Annotated in this window: 15 protein-coding genes; all 15 read right to left on the bottom strand. The window is 59.2% G+C overall.

All coding sequences use genetic code 11. The annotated features are described in order from the left end of the window. Positions 1-25: 25 nt before the first annotated feature. Positions 26-901, bottom strand: coding sequence for an ABC transporter permease (locus AB8B29_RS34665; protein WP_037198026.1), 876 nt, complete (start codon positions 899-901; stop codon positions 26-28). 3 nt (positions 902-904) lie between these two features. Then, a complete protein-coding gene (locus tag AB8B29_RS34670; protein WP_037198025.1) occupies positions 905-1,918 on the bottom strand; it encodes an ABC transporter permease in 1,014 nt (337 codons plus the stop codon). Positions 1,919-1,996: 78 nt separating this feature from the next. Then, positions 1,997-3,670 (bottom strand): ABC transporter substrate-binding protein, encoded by a 1,674-nt coding sequence (locus AB8B29_RS34675; RefSeq protein ID WP_037198024.1) that lies wholly within the window; start codon positions 3,668-3,670, stop codon positions 1,997-1,999. 250 nt (positions 3,671-3,920) lie between these two features. Next, positions 3,921-4,904 (bottom strand): GlxA family transcriptional regulator, encoded by a 984-nt coding sequence (locus AB8B29_RS34680; RefSeq protein ID WP_047563122.1) that lies wholly within the window; start codon positions 4,902-4,904, stop codon positions 3,921-3,923. A gap of 351 nt (positions 4,905-5,255) precedes the next feature. Continuing rightward, positions 5,256-5,792 (bottom strand): VOC family protein, encoded by a 537-nt coding sequence (locus tag AB8B29_RS34685; RefSeq protein ID WP_051963744.1) that lies wholly within the window; start codon positions 5,790-5,792, stop codon positions 5,256-5,258. 68 nt (positions 5,793-5,860) lie between these two features. After that, positions 5,861-8,365, bottom strand: coding sequence for an ATP-binding cassette domain-containing protein (locus tag AB8B29_RS34690; protein ID WP_439007135.1), 2,505 nt, complete (start codon positions 8,363-8,365; stop codon positions 5,861-5,863). Between the two features lie 71 nt (positions 8,366-8,436). Next, the gene (locus AB8B29_RS34695) at positions 8,437-9,504 is read right to left on the bottom strand and encodes a substrate-binding domain-containing protein (protein ID WP_037198022.1); all 1,068 of its coding nucleotides are present in this window, start codon (positions 9,502-9,504) and stop codon (positions 8,437-8,439) included. Beyond that, complete coding sequence (locus AB8B29_RS34700) at positions 9,501-10,526, bottom strand: ABC transporter permease (protein ID WP_092574571.1); 1,026 nt, start codon at positions 10,524-10,526, stop codon at positions 9,501-9,503. The genes AB8B29_RS34695 and AB8B29_RS34700 overlap by 4 nt, the downstream gene beginning before the upstream one ends. Before the next feature lie 365 nt (positions 10,527-10,891). Continuing rightward, on the bottom strand, positions 10,892-11,176 hold the full coding sequence (locus AB8B29_RS34705; RefSeq protein ID WP_047563120.1) for a YciI family protein: 285 nt from the start codon (positions 11,174-11,176) through the stop codon (positions 10,892-10,894). Between the two features lie 198 nt (positions 11,177-11,374). Then, a complete protein-coding gene (locus AB8B29_RS34710; protein WP_092574573.1) occupies positions 11,375-12,439 on the bottom strand; it encodes a maleylacetate reductase in 1,065 nt (354 codons plus the stop codon). 10 nt (positions 12,440-12,449) lie between these two features. Then, positions 12,450-13,331: an intradiol ring-cleavage dioxygenase gene (locus tag AB8B29_RS34715; RefSeq protein ID WP_051963733.1), complete on the bottom strand. Its 882-nt coding sequence runs from the start codon at positions 13,329-13,331 to the stop codon at positions 12,450-12,452. A 19-nt stretch (positions 13,332-13,350) separates the two neighbouring features. After that, the gene (locus AB8B29_RS34720) at positions 13,351-14,409 is read right to left on the bottom strand and encodes an SDR family oxidoreductase (RefSeq protein WP_439007136.1); all 1,059 of its coding nucleotides are present in this window, start codon (positions 14,407-14,409) and stop codon (positions 13,351-13,353) included. 3 nt (positions 14,410-14,412) lie between these two features. Next, a complete protein-coding gene (locus AB8B29_RS34725) occupies positions 14,413-15,396 on the bottom strand; it encodes a zinc-dependent alcohol dehydrogenase (protein WP_092574578.1) in 984 nt (327 codons plus the stop codon). Positions 15,397-15,406: 10 nt separating this feature from the next. Then, positions 15,407-16,420, bottom strand: coding sequence for a Gfo/Idh/MocA family protein (locus AB8B29_RS34730; RefSeq protein WP_168597218.1), 1,014 nt, complete (start codon positions 16,418-16,420; stop codon positions 15,407-15,409). Beyond that, positions 16,417-16,701 (bottom strand): YciI family protein, encoded by a 285-nt coding sequence (locus AB8B29_RS34735; protein WP_037198012.1) that lies wholly within the window; start codon positions 16,699-16,701, stop codon positions 16,417-16,419. Before AB8B29_RS34735 ends, AB8B29_RS34730 begins: the two co-directional genes overlap by 4 nt. Position 16,702 lies beyond the last annotated feature (1 nt).

Here is a 16,702-nt window from a genome sequence, read left to right on the forward strand (position 1 = left end):
CCTTGCAGGTTGGAGACAGAGAGGTTCATGGCTTCCATGCCTCGCGCATGCCATCGGCCAGCAGATTGAAACCGAGAACGAGGCTGACAAGGGCGGCGGACGGAATGAGCGACATCAGCGGCCAGACATTGAGGACGGTGACGCTTTCCTTGACCATGCCGCCCCAATCCGGGTTCGGTGGCGGGAGGCCAAGGCCGAGGAAGCCGAGAATGCCGATGGTGATGATCGTATAGCCGATGCGTAGGCAGGCATCGACGATCAGCAGGCTGCGGCAATTTGGCAGCAGTTCGACAAGCATGATGTAGAGCGTGCTCTCCGCCCTGAGCTTGGCGGCGGCGATATATTCCTGCTCCTTGAGCCCGAGCACGAGGCCGCGGGTGATGCGGCCGATGCCAGGCGACGATGCGATCGTCGTCGCGATGACGATATTGAGCACCGAAGGCCCGATATTGGCAATCAGGATCACGTAGATGACGAGGACGGGGAAAGCGAGCACGATGTCGGAGAAGCGGCTGATCAGCGTGTCGATCCAGCCGCCGTAGTAGCCGGCGACCATGCCCATGGCGATGCCGACGATCATGGCGACGGCAACCGACAGCGGCGCGACGAAGAGCACGGTGCGCGCACCGAAGATCAGGCGAGCGAGCACGTCGCGGCCCAGAATATCAGTGCCGAGCCAATGGGTGGCCGATGGAAAAGGATTGCCCATCGCCATCACATCCGAATCCGTCGGCGACGGCAGCGGCAGGACGGGCGCGAGCACCGCGGCTGCGACCCAGAAGACGACGAGGAAGAGACCGACGATCGCAGTCTTCGAATGAAAGATTCGCATCCAGTTCGGCCGCGCGGCGCGCTTGGCGGCTGCGACCTTGATCCCGTCGATATTGTCTTGAACTGCCATGGCCTATTTCACCCGGATACGTGGATCGAGCAGCATGTAGCCGAGATCGCCAAGCAGCTGCGTGACGACGGCGACGGCGACGGTGATCAGCGTTGCAGCTTCCAGCGTGGCGATATCGCCGAAGAGGCTGGCGTCGAGGATCAGCCGGCCGAAGCCGGGGTATGCAAAGACAAGCTCGGTGACGACAACACCGCTGATCAGAAAGTTGATCTGTAGAAGCAGCACTGTGAAAGGCGCGATCATGGCGTTGCGAAGTGCATGGCCGAGCACCATGCGGCGGGTGCTCATACCCTTCAACACGGCGGTGCGGATATAGGGCCGTTCCATGACGCCGATCATGGAGACGCGGATCATGCGGGCGACGTAGCCGAAATCGTAGATCACGAGAACCGCGACCGGCAGTACGAATTGATAGGGCACCGCCCATCCGCCGTCATTGTTGAGCGGGCTCGTTCCAGGCAGGACCGGCCAGAGAATGACGAAGAGGGTGACCAGGAAGACACCGGATGCAAACTCGGGAATCGACGTGAAGGTGATGCAGATGACCGACAGCGTCCGATCAAGCACGCCGCCCTCCTTCAGACCCGAGAGGATGCCGAAGATGATCGACAGCGGCACAATCAGAAGGAAGGCCAAGCCGGCGAGGATCGCCGTATTGCCGAGCCTGCTCCAGATCACGTCGTTGACCGGCAGCTTGTTCAGCGTCGAATAACCGAAGTTGCCGAAATACTGCGCCCCGCGCGGATCCTTGAAATTGAGCCCGGTGCTTGGGTCCTGCAACGGATCGGGGATTGCGCCGACGAGGACGCCAAGCCAACGGCCGTAGCGGACGATCAGCGGATCGTTTGCCTTCAGCTTCTCGCTCAGGATATCGACCTGCTGCTGCGTGGCAAATGGACCCAGAGATTTGCGAGCCACGCTGCCGGGCGTGAATTCGCAGACGGCAAAGACCAGGAATGACGCACACAGCATGGTGAGCAGCATCATGATTAGCCGTTTCAGAAGGAATTTCGACATTGCACCATCAGTCCGATTTTCTCACATGGGCCGGCAGACGGTCGCCCTGATATTGCGGGCGACCGTCCAGAGGCTTGATCAGGCGGAGATCGCGTATTGATGCGCGAAGATGTACTGCGAGGGATGGAGCTCGAAGCCCTCCACCTTCTTGTCCATCACGGTCGAGAAGACGCGCCAGAAGGGCTGAACGATCGGCCCGTCATCCTGCATGATAAGCTCGATCTTCTCGATCACCTTGCTGCGTTCCTTCGGATCGAGGATGCCCTCGGCCTGGGTCAGCAGCTTGTCGAATTCCGGATTGGCATAGTGGGATTCGTTCCAGGCAGCGTTGGAGCGGTAGGCGAGCGACAGCGTCATGATGGCAAGCGGACGATGGCCCCAGGCCGTCAGGCTGAAAGGCGCTGAAGTCCAGACTTCCCAATACTGCGCGCTCGGCAGCGACTTGATGTTGATCTTGACGCCGATATCCGCGAACTGCTGGGCAAGCACCTGGGCGGTGTTGAGCTCCCAGATCGGATCGGGACGCGTTACCATGTCGAATTCGAAGCCGTTGGGATAGCCGGCGTCGGCGAGCAGCTTCTTTGCCTTCTCGATGTTGCGCGGATATTTCGGCAGCGGCGCATATTCGGGATGCGACGGCGCGACATGATGGTCTTCGGCCGGCGTGCCCGCGCCCAACAGCGATGTCTGGATGACCTTCTCGCGGTCGATGGCGAAGCGCATGGCCTGGCGGACGCGCTTGTCCTTGAACTGCTCGACTTCGGGATGCATGCGAGCGACGACTGTCTGCGTCGTCTCAACCTTGTAGACCGCCACATGCGGGAAGTTCTTCATCGAGCTGATCTGGACTGCGTCGGCTTCCGACAGGCCATCGACCTGCTTGGAGGCCATGGCGGCAATGCCTGCGCCCGGATTGTCGCCGAGATCAACGAATTCGAAGGTCGAGAGATAGGGACCGGTGCCCCAATAGTCGGTGCGCGCCTTATACTTCGCACCCTTCCCAACAGTGTATTCCGTCATTTCGAACGGGCCCGTGCCGTTGGCGTCGGCGCCGAAGGAGCCGTTGTCGGCCGGATCCAGAATGAACATCGGATAATGATAGAGATGTTCCGGAACAGCGATCTGCGGTGCGTAGCAGTTCAGGCGGACCGTGTAGTCATCGACCTTCTCGATGGCATTGTCCGACCAGAGCTTGCTGGACTTCTTCGGGTTGCCCTTGTCGTCCTTTTCGCCGCCGTCATACTCCTGCACCAGGTAGCCGGTGAAGAGACCGAGAACCGACGAGCCGACCTTCGGGTCGCTGACGCGCTTCAGGTTCCATACGACGTCATCCGCATTGAGTTCGCGGCCGCCCTTGCGCCACTTGACGCCCTTGCGGACATGCAGCGTCCAGGTCTTAAGGTCGTCGCTCACATCCCATTTTTCGAGAAGGTAGGGATGGGTGATATTGTTGCGGTCGGTGAAGGTCAAATATTCGCATACCTGGCGAATGACGTTCGATTTTTCAGCGAAGTCCGCCAGATGTGGATCCTTGATTTCCATGCAGCGCATGCCGATGCGCAAGTTGCCGCCCTTAGGCATGTCACCCGCCTTGGCGGCGCTAGAAGACTGCGGAAGACCTGCCAGCGAATAGGCGGCCGCCGCGGAGAGGCCGAGGAGCGTCGATTTGCGCAGGAAATCCCTGCGATTGATGCTTCCTTCTGAAAGTTCGTTGATAAGCGTCGGAATATAGGAGTGCTGATTCTTGTCCAAGACTGTAATCTCCGAGTTCGTGCAAACTGTTCCCATGATCGTTCTGAACGCGAAGCGGCGCAGTGACCTGCGGCTTCGACCTGCGCGGATCTGATGTCCGTTTTCGCCGTCGACCCAAACTTAGTGGCAATAGCCGCAAGACAGAATGCACTGAGACGACGCGAAATATGCGTGATCCGACATATTGTTGCGCCGCACCGACGTGGATTAGTCTTCGGAAAGCCCGGCGCGCGGCCAAGGCGGGGCGGCATCAACGCCGGCGGCAAGCCGCCGGCGTCTCGCCGAAATGCTGGCGGTAAAACCGACTGAAATGGGAGGGCGTGTCATAGCCGCAGACGCTTGCTATATCCGCAACGCTCAGGCCGGTATGAACCAGCAGCTCCTTGGCCCTTGCCATGCGTAGATCGATGTAGAATTGCGACGGACTTTTATGCAGATGGGTCCGGAACAGCCGCTCCAGTTGTCTTGGCGAGATGCTGACGCTATCGGCAAGTTCGGAAATCTCGATCGGATCGGAAAGGCTGCTTTCCATGCGGCGAACGACGAAACCCAGCTTGGCGTTTCTGATCCCGAAACGATCCTCGGGCACCATGCGCTGCGCGTCATCCTGCCGCCGCATGCGGGGGTGATTGAACTGATCGGAAATCTGCTCCGCAAGATCCCGCCCCTCGATGGCAGCGATGAGATAAAGCATCATGTCCAGCGTGACCGTGCCGCCCGACGATGTTATCAGCCGCCCATCGACGGCGAAGATATCGTCGGTTGCAAGGCAGTTCGGGAATTCGCCGCGGAAAGCATGCAGCGATTCCCAATGGATCGCACATCGGCGGCCCTCTAGCAATCCCGCCCGCGCCAGGTAAAACACCGCCGTGCTGACGCCGCCCAGCACGCAGCCTTCGGAATAGATGCGGCGCAGCCAAGAAAACAGGGCAGCATCGTAGCCATCCGAGTAATTGACGCCCGCGAAGACAAGCAGGATATCGCATTTCGGGGCCTGCGCCATGGAGTAATCGGCGGGAAAGGCAAGTCCGCTGCTGGACTTGGCATCGGCTCCGTCGGTCGAAATCAGCACCCATTCAAAGGCCTTGCGCTTGACCAGCCGGTTCCCCTGACGCAGGGAATCAAGTGCGGCGGAAAACGTCATCAATGGATAATCGGTCGCAAGAAAGAAGCCGATCCGGACTGGCCGTTCCGTGTGCTTCAACTGGCTGAAAGAGAAGAGCTGTCGGGTCATGCGACCAGATATACCGCATCACTTTACGATGGGAAATCCGACGTGATGCAAACCCGTCCCGGGTGGGTACTTATGGGTAATTGCAAGCTCCGCCGGACGGATACGAAGCTGGCGCTGGCTCCGCTATTGAAGGATTCGAGCCGTCCGAAATCAACATCGCGATCGATAACGATAACGTTGTTGTCATGAAGCGCAGGCGCAATAGTAGAGCCATTCGCCTTCGGCCGGCGATGACACGCTCGGCCGAACAAATAGTCTCTTACTTTGAGTGGTGAAGCATCGGTTCGAGCTCAGAGTCAAAAAGGCATCCCGGTGAACTCGACGAATTACAGCACTCGCACGCGCGCTTCATCACTCATTTGTCCGGCGGTCAGGGTTGAGTCGACCTGCTCTCCACAGTCGATGAGGCGAATTTTCTTCGTAGCCGAGCTTATCGAAACTTGCGACTTCGAGTATTAGTCCCCACGGCGCCCGAAGGTAGATCCAGTTGAAGCCCGCCAAAGGCCCTGTTTCCACCAGGTTGGGGCCGTCAAGCATTTCGATGCCCTGCGCACGCAGGCGCTCCTCCGAAGCATGCACATCTTCGACTTCAAAGCACAGGTGCATGCCGCCGACCTCCGACGGCCGCTTGGGTCGTGAGGCTTCTTCCCCGTCATATTCGAACAGCTCGACGCTCGTTCCCTCGCCACAGCGCAGAAAAACCAGGTCGCGAATGGTTGATTGCGCAGATGCGCCGAGCTTATTCTCCATGAAATCCTGATTGACATCGAACGGCCCGGTGCGGAAGACCTCGATGGCACCGAAGACAGCTTGGAAGAACGCGATGCCTTCGTCGATATCTGGTACCGTGATGCCAATATGGTGCATGCCATAGATTTTGTCCGTCATGTTATCGTCCTCATCGCAATGCGGGCAAATGACTGAAACTTTGATGTTTTGCGGCTCGCACGCCTGATCTATCGGGAGACCTCTCGTCTGCGCACCGTCGAATAGATGAGCGCGGCGACGACAATCAGGACGCCCTGGAAAAGATACTGATAAGTCTGTGTAAGTCCCAAGAACGTCACCGCGTTGAGGACTTCGGTGAGCAGGACGGCGCCAAGTATCGTTCCGATGAACGTCCCGCGCCCGCCCGTTAGGCTAGTTCCGCCAAGAACCACAGCCGTGATGCTGGAAAGCGTGTAGTTGATGCCCTGACGAGGGTCGCCGACGCCAATCTGAGTCATCAGCATTACCGCGCCAAGGCTAGTCAGCAATGAGCAGGCAATATACCCCATAATAAACGTTAGATCGACCCGAATGCCGGTCCTGCGGGAGGAGTGCTCGTCCGAGCCGATTGCCCTCAAGCGCCAGCCTGCCTTCGTTCGGCGCAGTATATATTCCCCAACCCCGGCGACAGCCACCAGCGTGAGGAAAGCAACAGGGAACGGACCCCATTGCCAGTTGACCCAATCCGTGACGACGGAGCTTATGTAGCCATCCGGGTTGTCGCGCAGAAGGAAGCTCAAGCCTTGTATAGCGATATACATGGCGAGCGTCGCTGCGATGGGCGTAAAGTTCGCGAAACGTATCAGGACCCCGTTAATTGTCCCGGTAATGAATGCGCCCGCGAACATCAGCAGGAATCCTGCCAACATCATGACCGCAGACTTGTCCTCATTGATGAAGAAGGACGCGACGACGACGAGGAAGCCGGCAAGCGGGCCGACAGAGAGATCGATGCCGCCCATTAGCAATGCTACCGTCTGCCCCATTGCGATGAAGCCAAGTGCCGTTGCGAGGAGGAAAATGTTGTAGATATTGTAGAACGAAAGGAAGTTGTCGTTCTGCCCGTACACAAAGAGTCCGAGAAGGACTGTGACGAGAGCCAAGGGGACGGCCGGTGCATTATCGGACTGCAGGAAATGCGCGATCCCACTTGTTTTCGATGCCTTGACCCTCGAAGCGCTTCCGCCGCCGTGCGTTTCTGCCTTGACGGCCGCCGCTACTATGCGCTCTTCCGTGACTTCGTTACCGACTAAAGTCTCGACGAGATGTCCTCTCGACATCACGACCACCTTGTCGCAGAGCCCCTCAAGTTCGACCGCGTCGGATGAATTCACTATAACGGGTGTCCCCGAAGCCGACACTTCCCGGAGAATGCGGTAAATTTCAAACCGCGCCCCAACATCTACGCCCTGCGTCGGTTCATCGGCAATGATGAGGCCCGGCTCCGACAAAAGCGCTCGAGACATTACCACTTTCTGTTGGTTTCCGCCGGATAGCGACAGAATTGGCGCTTCCATGCTGGGAGTTTTTACCGCCAATTCACCGAAGATAGACTCGACCTGAGCGAGTTCCTTTTTTCGGCTAATGATTCCGCCGACCGCAAACTTCTCAAGCGCCGAAAACGTCGCGTTTTCGCGAACAGTCAAGCCGCTTGCGACACCTTCAATGTGCCGGTCCGAAGGCATGAAGGCGGCTTCGCGCAGCAATTCGTGCTGATTGAGCACGCGACCGCGCAGAGTAATCGTACCCTCCGTCGGCTGTAACCCGGCGAGCACGCGCATAAGCTCCGGCTGCCCGTTACCCGCCACGCCGGCAACGCCGACGATCTGGCCGCGGGGCACATCAAAGCTCACATCCGTTAGATCCTTCGAGTTCGCCCCGGCGATGGAAAAGCTTATCTCTTCGGAAGCCCGTTGAGACTTCGGCGGAAATGCTGCCTTGAGCGTGCGCCCCACGATGAGGCTCACGAGATCGGCATCGCTGATGTTCCGCACCAGTTCTGCACCGCGGACGCGTCCATCGCGCAACACAGTGACCCGGTGGGCGATCTGTCTAAGCTCAGCAAGACGATGTGTAATGTAGATGACGGAGGTCCCGGCCCCGACAATCTCACGGATTCGATCAAACAACATGTCTGTCGATTCCTGATCGAGAGAGGCTGTTGGCTCGTCAAGAATGAGAACCTTCGGCTTGAGTGCGAGCGCTTTTGCAATTTCGAACAAATGCTTCTGCGCCACCGTCAGGCTATCGGCGCGCATGCGTAGCGGCACCCGCAGCCCAACCGTATCCAAGACCTGCTGCACGACCTCTTGTGGTGGCCGGCCCGAGAAAACGGATGCGGGCAACGCCACCCGTAGATTTTCCAGGATAGAGAGGTCTTCGAGAATGGCGGGATGCTGAAAGCAGATGCCGATGCCGTGAGACTTCGCCACCTCAGGAGTCATTTGATGGATGGGCTGCCCTTCGAAACTGATCTCTCCTTCCGTCGGCTGAAGTGTTCCCGAGATAATATTCATTAGCGTCGACTTGCCGGCACCATTCTCGCCGAGAATCGCATGCACCTCGCCTGGGTAGAACTCGACGCTCACATCGCTGAGTGCCGGAACGACCGAGAAATACTTGTAGATGCCAGCTAGTCGGATGACCACGTTTCCCGTGCCCGCCTCGATCTCTTTAACCCCTAGTTCCGCCATATCCTGTTATCCGTCTTGGGAAGCCTACCCGGAGGGTTTTCCCTCCGGGGAATTTCATGCATGTATTTCGATCACCGACCGACGACCTTGGCTTGATCTTCGGCCGGGAGCTCAGAGGACATGTAAATCGCGCCTGGCAAATCCTTGCGGCACAGAACCGTATTCGGCTTGCCCGATACAGAGTCCTCGAAAGCCGGCGCCTTGAAGATCGCGTCCTTCGGCTTCTCGCCGCCCGTTGCAAGTGCGACGGCCCATTGTACAGCGAGCCTCACATTGTCATTGCCAGTCGCGACCGTGAACAGCTTGAAATCCGGATTACTTGCTTGGTTGTCATGCCAGAAGCAGCCTAGCGAATTGCCGTCGGAGGTCGCGAGCGCGGGGATCGACTTGCCCTGCTTGGTGAATGTGGGCAACGCGCCAACCAACGACGGGCCGAAGTCGGAGACGATGACGTCGATCTTGGCATTCTTGGCAATTTCCGCCGTCAGGACCTTCTGGGTCAGCGCCGGATCCCAGTTGGTGACATCGAAAGGCTGCGCATTGACGAAAACATATTCCGGACCCAAAACGCTCTTCAGACCCTTGAGTTCGTCCAATCCCTGACTGTTACCTGCCGGTCCGCTCAGGAACAGCACGTTTCCACCCTTCGGAAGGACGCTCTTGATCCATTTGCCCCAGGTCGCCCCGTCGTTTTCGAAGGACGAGCCAATGAACTTGGAATAGTTCACACCCTCCTTGCCGCCGACTGCCACGCGATAGGGCACGATGATCTTGCCCGACTTAAAGACACTGGTTATCGCCGGAAGCACAGCGGGGCCGGCGTCACCGAATACCACGAGCGCATCAACGCCCTTCGCTGCCATGCTCTTGATGTCCGAGATGGACTTCTGTGTGTCGCCCTGACCGTCCGCATATTCGTACCTCGTGATGCTGGGGCAAAGCTCCACCGTCTGCTTACCAGAGGCCGTCGTCACCTGCCGCCAACTGTTGCCGCCGTAACCGTCGAGCAGCGCTAGCGTTGCCTTCTTTGGTCCGCACCAGGAAGGCGCCTCAGCTTTGGCCAGGTTGGCGCTGCCGAGTGCCATAACCGCCGCCCCAACGGAGACGGCTAAGCCCTTCGCAAAATTAGAATATTTCATTTCTTCTCCTCCACATTTTTTGTTCCAGCCGCTTGTCTTACGTTTACGCTCCAGCGGAGTGAGTAAACACCGATGCCAAAACCGAGAGCCAAGGCCTGAATGATGGTTTGAGCCGAAAACGGAACCCCGACTGAGAGTGCGAATTGGCTCAATTGGTTAAGGAAGAACGCCGCGATTACCGTCGAGATCGGATATCCTCGCCCGCCGAGGAGCGAGGTCCCGCCAAGAACCACGACCGCAACGGATGGCAGCAGCAGGCTGTCACCCTGAAAGGCAGTCGGCTCGCGAGTGATGCCAGCGATCAGAATGCCGGCCAGGCAGTAAAGAAGCTGCGCGTAGACATAAGCCATCATCCGGTGGAGACGCACACGAAGCCCGGCGGCTCGCCCCGCCAATGGATTGGCGCCAATCGCCTCAAATCTCCGCCCGACCACTGTCTTCTTGAGCAAGAACGAGACGATGGCGGTGGCACCAAGCGCGAAGTAGACCGAGTTCGGAAGCCCCAATGTCTCGCCGCCTGCAATCTCGGCGAGAAGGTTCGTGGTGATCGAGGGAACACCACCGGATGTCGCGAACACTGCTCCATAAAGCAGGGCGTTGGTACCGATCGTTGCAATGATAGCGTTCAGCCGAAAGAAGCTCGCGAGGATGCCGTTCAGGAAGCCTGCGACGAGGGCGAACGCGATCGCGAGCAACACGGCTTGATAGAGCAGCCCATCATCCTGATGCGGATGATGCGTTGAAACGACCACAGCAAGCGAAACAGCTCCGGGGAGCGAGAGATCGAAACCACCCTGTTGCACAACCAGTAACTGCCCCAAGCCAACGATGGCAATGGTCGCCGCAAAAGGCAGACTTCCCGATAGCGCCCCCCAGGAAACGCTCGAAGGCGCGAAGAGCAGGCACACGACGAGAAGAACGAGTGTCGAGAAAACGACTGTCACGAAGCTTCGAGCCAACGGCGTTGACAATATTGTCTCCCTGGGAAATGCATTTGAAGCAATGGGGGTAGCGTTCGTCATCCAAGTCCGCCTTTCACACTGATGTTCGCGGCAACACCCTCGCGCCCCCGACGCAAAGGCCGCGCAGCGCGTTCGGTAGACGCCAAAAGAGATGTCAGACCGGTGTCAGAGTTCGCGGTTGCTATCCGGCCAATCTGCAGCCGATCCGGCACTTTCTGACCGGTCACACCGTCGACGAGGCAACAGCTTTACGCGAGCCTTTGGCGCTTCCGCGTGGTCAAAATAGTATCCGCTACAGGCGCTTCCTGCTTCTGCGAGCCAATTGCGAATACTGTCCCAGTTGAGTGTGCCTACCGCTTTCATGTTCCCTCCTCCTCCTCAGAATCAGCTGCTGCAGAGATGCAGACCGTCCGATTGCAGTTGCCCTATCCGCGAGCGCCGATCGTTGGTCGCCATTCGTAGATGCTGATGCTCGAATAGACTTCGTGGAGGACAAAAGGATCCTCCGCACTGAACCGACGCATCTCTTCGAGCGAGACGACATCCGCTACGACAACTCCCCCGCTGCCTTTGCCGGCTTCGTCGAGGATCGGTCCGGATTGGACGATGCAGAGTCGGCCCGATCGCAGATGGCGCTTGTGATCCTCCAGATAGGCCGCGCGTGCCGCCGCCTTTTCGGGATTGGAAATAGCGACGCGAACCGCAAGCATGACTTCTAGCTCCTCACCAGCCAAATCGTCCTTCCGTCTCCCCCGACATGCGGACATTCCAAATATCCCAGAAGTAATGGTAGACGGAGTAAAGCCAAAGAAAACAACGGAATTATCCATTTTGGACTTCTGGATAACTGCACGGTTTCCCACCGAAATTCGTCGAGGCGCCGCCGGTCGACAGTGCCCCGCCATAACTCATGCGGCCCTCGGCGCGTCTCCACGGAAAACGCGTTCGAGCAAGTCGGTCAATGCGCGCTTTTCCAATGTGCGGGGGTTCCAATAGGCGTTCGACATCGCGTGATCGACGGCGGCCTCGACACTGTCATCGGGCATTCCAAGGTTCTTCAACGACATCGTTGCGCCGAGCCCACTGGCAAGGTCGAAAAGTCCTGCAGCCGGATCGGCAATGCCGAGAGCCTTGCCCAGCCGAGCCATCGCCGCCGGCGTCGCGTCGGCGTTGTAGGCCACCGCATGCGGCAGGACTGCCGTGTGCATCTGCGCATGCGGCAGATTGAACATGCCCCCCAGCGTATGACAGAGCTTGTGGTGCAATGCCATGCCGACGGAGCCAAGGCAAACGCCGCAAAGCCAGGCGCCGTAAAGCGCATCCGCGCGGGCGTCCTCATCTCTCGGGTTCGAATGGATGCGCGGCAAGGCGCGGGCGATCGCCCCGATCCCCTCTTCCGCCATGAGCGAGATGATCGGATTGGCCTCCCTCGCGTAAAGCGCCTCGACGGCGTGGGCGATCGCATTGATGCCGCTGGTCACGGAAAGGGAAACGGGCAACGTCAGCGTCAGATCGACGTCGTAGACGATGACTTCCGGAAGAATGCGCGGATCCGACTTCGTGACCTTGCGGCCGCTCTCGGTCTCGCCGAGGATCGGGGTTGCTTCCGAGCCCGCATAGGTGGTCGGCACGACGATCTGCGGCAAATCGGTGCGAAAGGCGATGGCCTTGCCGAGGCCGGTCGTCGACCCACCTCCAATGGATAGCAGCGCATCGACGGCATGTTGTTCCACAAATCGCATGGCATCGGTCGTCACCTCGACGGGGGTATGCATCTGCGCCTTGGAATAGGTCGCGACGACGTTGGATCCCATATGCCGCGCGATATCAGCCGCCTGCTCGGCTTGCTCAGGCGTGGAGAGCACAAGGATGCGTCGCGCCTTCAGCCGTTCGGCCTCTTCGGGAAGGCGCACGACCGTGCCGCGCCCGAAGATGACCCGGCCGGGGTTTCCATTGTAGACGAAGTTTTGCAATTCCTCGCTCCTATCGTGTCTGACGAGGCCGTGCGAGCACGAAGTCATAGTCCGAGCGCCAGAGCGTGTTTCCGCTCTCGACACGCGTGAACGGCGCGACAAGCGTCTTCTTGACCCCGAACACTGTATCGGAATTCAGATAGGGATCGCCGCCGACGAAGGTGTGCGTCACCAGCTTCTGGAACCCTTCCGCGCGAACCATGTAGTGCATATGCGCCGGCCGATACGGGTGGCGGCCGAGGCTGTTCAGCATCTTGCCGACCGGCCCGTCATCGGGAATCGGATAGGAGACGGGCTTGATGCCGACGAAGCTGTAGCGTCCATCCGCGCCTGTCACGAAGACGCCCCTGTTGTTCCACTTCGGTTGGATATCGGGCTGCTGGACGTCGTAATAGCCTTCCGCGTTGTCGGACCAAACGTCGATCTTGGCTCCTGCGACCGGATTGCCATCGAGATCGAGCACGCGTCCGATGAAGAGACAGCTTTCGCCCTTGCCGTCCAGGCAGATCTGATCGCCCATCTGGCGAACGGGGCAGCCCTCGACATGGAAGGGGCCGAAGACCGTGTTCTCGGTGGCGCCGGACGGACGCCGGTTATTGATCGCATCGACCAGCATCGACAGGCCGAGCGTATCGGACAGAAGGATGAACTCCTGCCGCTCCTGCGTGCAGATCTGCCCGGTCCGCGTCAGAAAATCGATGCCAAAGTCCCATTCATCCTGGGTCAAGTTGATCTCGCGTGCGAAGTTGTGGAGATGCTTGACGAGGCAAGCCATCACCTCTGCGAGGCGCGGATCGACATCCCTGCCCATTCGGGCGTTGACGGTCGCGACCGAGTTCTCCTCGGTGAAAAAGCCGGACGGCGACGTGCTCGCGCTCGCTTGCTCGGACATATGCTGCACTCCTGACATCCTAAGGTATGATCCGATCCGCTCGCAGCCGATCGAACGCATCTGTGAACGAGCTTGTCGTATCCTGATAGTCGAGAAAGCCGAGCTTGCGGCTGCGGCCCATGTCATTGAACGTCTCGATCTGGCGACCGAGATCCGCATCCGAATGCCAGAAAGAGGCCACGCGCGAGAGCGCGTTCGGCTGGAGATCGAACTTCTTGACCATCTCGTCCCAGATCGGCCCCGCTCCGGCCATCTGTTCTTCCAGCGGCGTGGGTACTCCCGAGTAAGGCGCAGCTTCGAGACCGAAGTAATTCGCGAGGCGCGGCCAAAGCCATTTCCAACGAAACACTTCGCCGTTGACGACATTGAACGCGAGGTTGGCGGCTGACTTCGTCGTCGCTGCCCATTTGAGATGTTTCGCTAGCAGCCTGGCATCGGTAACGTCCGTTGCCGCCTGCCACTGCTCGGGCGAACCGGGGAAGACGAAAGGCCGGCCGGTTTCCCGGCAGATGGAGGCGTAGACCGCAAGTGTGGCAGCCATGTTCATCGCGTTTCCGACCGCATAACCGATCAGCGTATGCGGGCGATGAATGGACCAAGTAAAGCCGTCCCTCGCGGCGGCCGCAAAGATTTCGTCTTCCTGCACATAGTAGAAGTTTTCTCCCGGCAGGCGTTCCTGCTCCTCGCGGAACGGCGTCTCCGGCTGCGTCTTGGCGTAGGATTCGAAGGGGCCAAGGTAATGTTTCGTGCCCGTCGTCAGGGCAACATGCTCCACCCCTCGCCCCTGCAAGGCATCGAGCACATTGCGAACGATCGCACCATTGACCTCGCAATTCTTTGTCTCGGTCTCCTGACGCGACCACGCGGTGATGAAGACATGGCTCGGTCTCGCTTCCGTCAACGCCGTACGAACGGAATTGGCATCGACGAGATCGCAGATCAATGTCTTCACGCCTGCGATCGGGCTTCGCGACCGAGACAGGCCCGATACCGTCCAACCGTCTTCAGCCGGAAGATTTTCGGCGAGATTGCTTCCGGTGATCCCGGTAACGCCGACTATAAGTGCGTGTTTGTTCATGGCTCAACCATTCAGCAGCGTGATTTTGATGCTCTTCGTCGGATCCTGGCCAAACGAGAAGGCGTTGACAGCATCGGTCAGCGCGAAATCGTGCGTCTGGATCGGCGACAGATCGATGCCCGTCCGCTCAAGGAAGCGAATGGCGGCCGGCCAGACGCCGGGAGATCCGATGCAGCCACGCACGGTCAGGTTCTTCATCTGTATCTGGCCAATGACGGCAGGCACTTTGCGTCCGATGTTGATCCCTACCATCGACATCCGGCCCTCTTCGCGGGCATAGTCGAACGCCGCCGCCAAGGATGCGTCATGGCCGGATGCCTCGATCACCAGATCGGCACCATGCCCTCCGGTCAGTTCACGAATTTTCTCGGCGGCATCTCCATCCGAGGGGTCAATGGCCCTATCCGCTCCGAGGCGCTTTGCCACTTCGCGCCGCGATGCAAGCGGATCGACGACGATGACGCGAGCGCCCATGCCGATCGCTGCTGCGGCCGATACCAGCCCGATCGTACCGCCGCCGGAAACGACGACGGTTTCGCTGGCATTCGTGCCCCCCGAGCGCAACACGGCGTAGAAGCCGCAGGTAAAGGGCTCGATCAGCGCGGCCTTCTTGTCATCGACGGCATCGGGCAGCTTGTGAAGCCATTCCGGATTCACGGCGAAGAATTCGCGATCCGCGCCGCTCATGGAGAAACCGAAATGGTGCAGCCGCTCCGGGGTGCGCACAACACACTCCCCAACAACGCGGTCGCCCTTCTTGAAGCCGGTCACATTGCGGCCAACCTCGACGATTTCACCACTCCATTCGTGGCCGGGCGTGACCGGATAGGAGATCGGGATGATGTAGCGTCCGGCCAGCAACTCGTAATCGGAGTGGCAGATGCCGACTGCCTTCGTGTGAACCAGGACCTCGTTGGGCGACAGGTCAGGCATGCCGATGTCGACGATTACGGGCTTTTCCGGGGCCTCGAAAACCAGAGCTTTCACGTCTTCCTCCTCAGACCTGTACCAGGGCGCCGCTCTGCGCAGACCGCACGATGGCTTCCAGCAGCGCAATATTGTTGATCATATCCTCGCCAGTGATCGGATAGTCGGCCTCGCCGCGAATAGCGCGGGCAAAGGCTCTAAGGTTGTCCCGAACCGGTTCGGCGGGCGACACCTCGCGGACAGTGATCGGCTGGTTCTTCCAGCCTTCGGTCACGACCCAGCCGTCGGGCGCTTCAACATGTGCCTTGTCGCGCACTTCGATCCATCCATCCGTACCGAAGACGGCGAAACGGGAGACGAAGGGCGTTGCGAGGGTTGCCGAGACGTAGGCCGTGCCTCCGCCGGCAAAGCGGATGTGCGCGCTCATCGTGTCGCCCTGCGGAATGCTCGAAGCAAGGTTCTCGCAAACAACGCGGACATCGGTAGCGCGGCCCATCAGCTTCACGGCAAGGTCCGTCAGATGAATCCCGGTCGCCGTCATGCCGCCGGCCGGGGCCTGTTCGGCCTTCAGCCGCCAGTTCGACGGGTCGAGGCCGAGAAACTTGTCGTGGCTGAAATTCGCTTCGATCTGTAGCAGCCGACCCAGTTTTCCGAGCTTGGCCGCCGCCAGGATTTCGGCGATCGGAGGTTCGAAACGACGCTCGTGGCCCATGCCAAGCACAAGACCAGCCTTTCGGCACAAAGCGACGGACGCTTCCGCTCCGGCTCTGCTGAGGTCGAGCGGCTTCTCGCAGAAAACGTGTTTCCCCGCCGCGACAACGCGCGCGATCTGCTCCCGGTGTAGCGAATGCGGCGTGGCAAGCACGACCGCCTCGATCGTCGGATCATTCAACGCTTCAGCCATATCCGGCGAATATTGCAGACCCATCTGGCCGGCGAATGCAGCCGCATCAGGGTTCGGATCGACACCGCGTACGAAATGCATCCGCGCGCCGCCGGCATTGACGAGGCTCGCCATCTTTCGGCCCCACCAGCCGAGACCGACCAGGGCGGCGGTGACCGGGTTTTCCTCGATCATGGTCATCGATTGTCCACCCGCTTGTTGAATGGATGGATGTTGACGGCCTTCCACACACCCGCTTTGGTGAAAGGATCAGCCTTGTTGAATGCGACGATCTCTTCCTTGGTGTCGGCCTCGAAAACGAAGAGAGAGCCGATCATGGTTTCGTTGTCGTCCGCCAGAAGTGGACCGGAGATCACCGTCTTGGTCTTGCCGGTGGAAAGATAGGCCTTGTGGGCATCGTAGTTGGCGAGCCGCTTCTCGACGGCGCCCTCATGGTCGAGGCAATGAACAGCGTAATACATG

Source organism: Rhizobium sp. 11_C7_N12_5 (assembly GCF_051811145.1).
In the GTDB taxonomy this organism is placed as follows: Bacteria; Pseudomonadota; Alphaproteobacteria; order Rhizobiales; family Rhizobiaceae; genus Rhizobium; species Rhizobium lusitanum.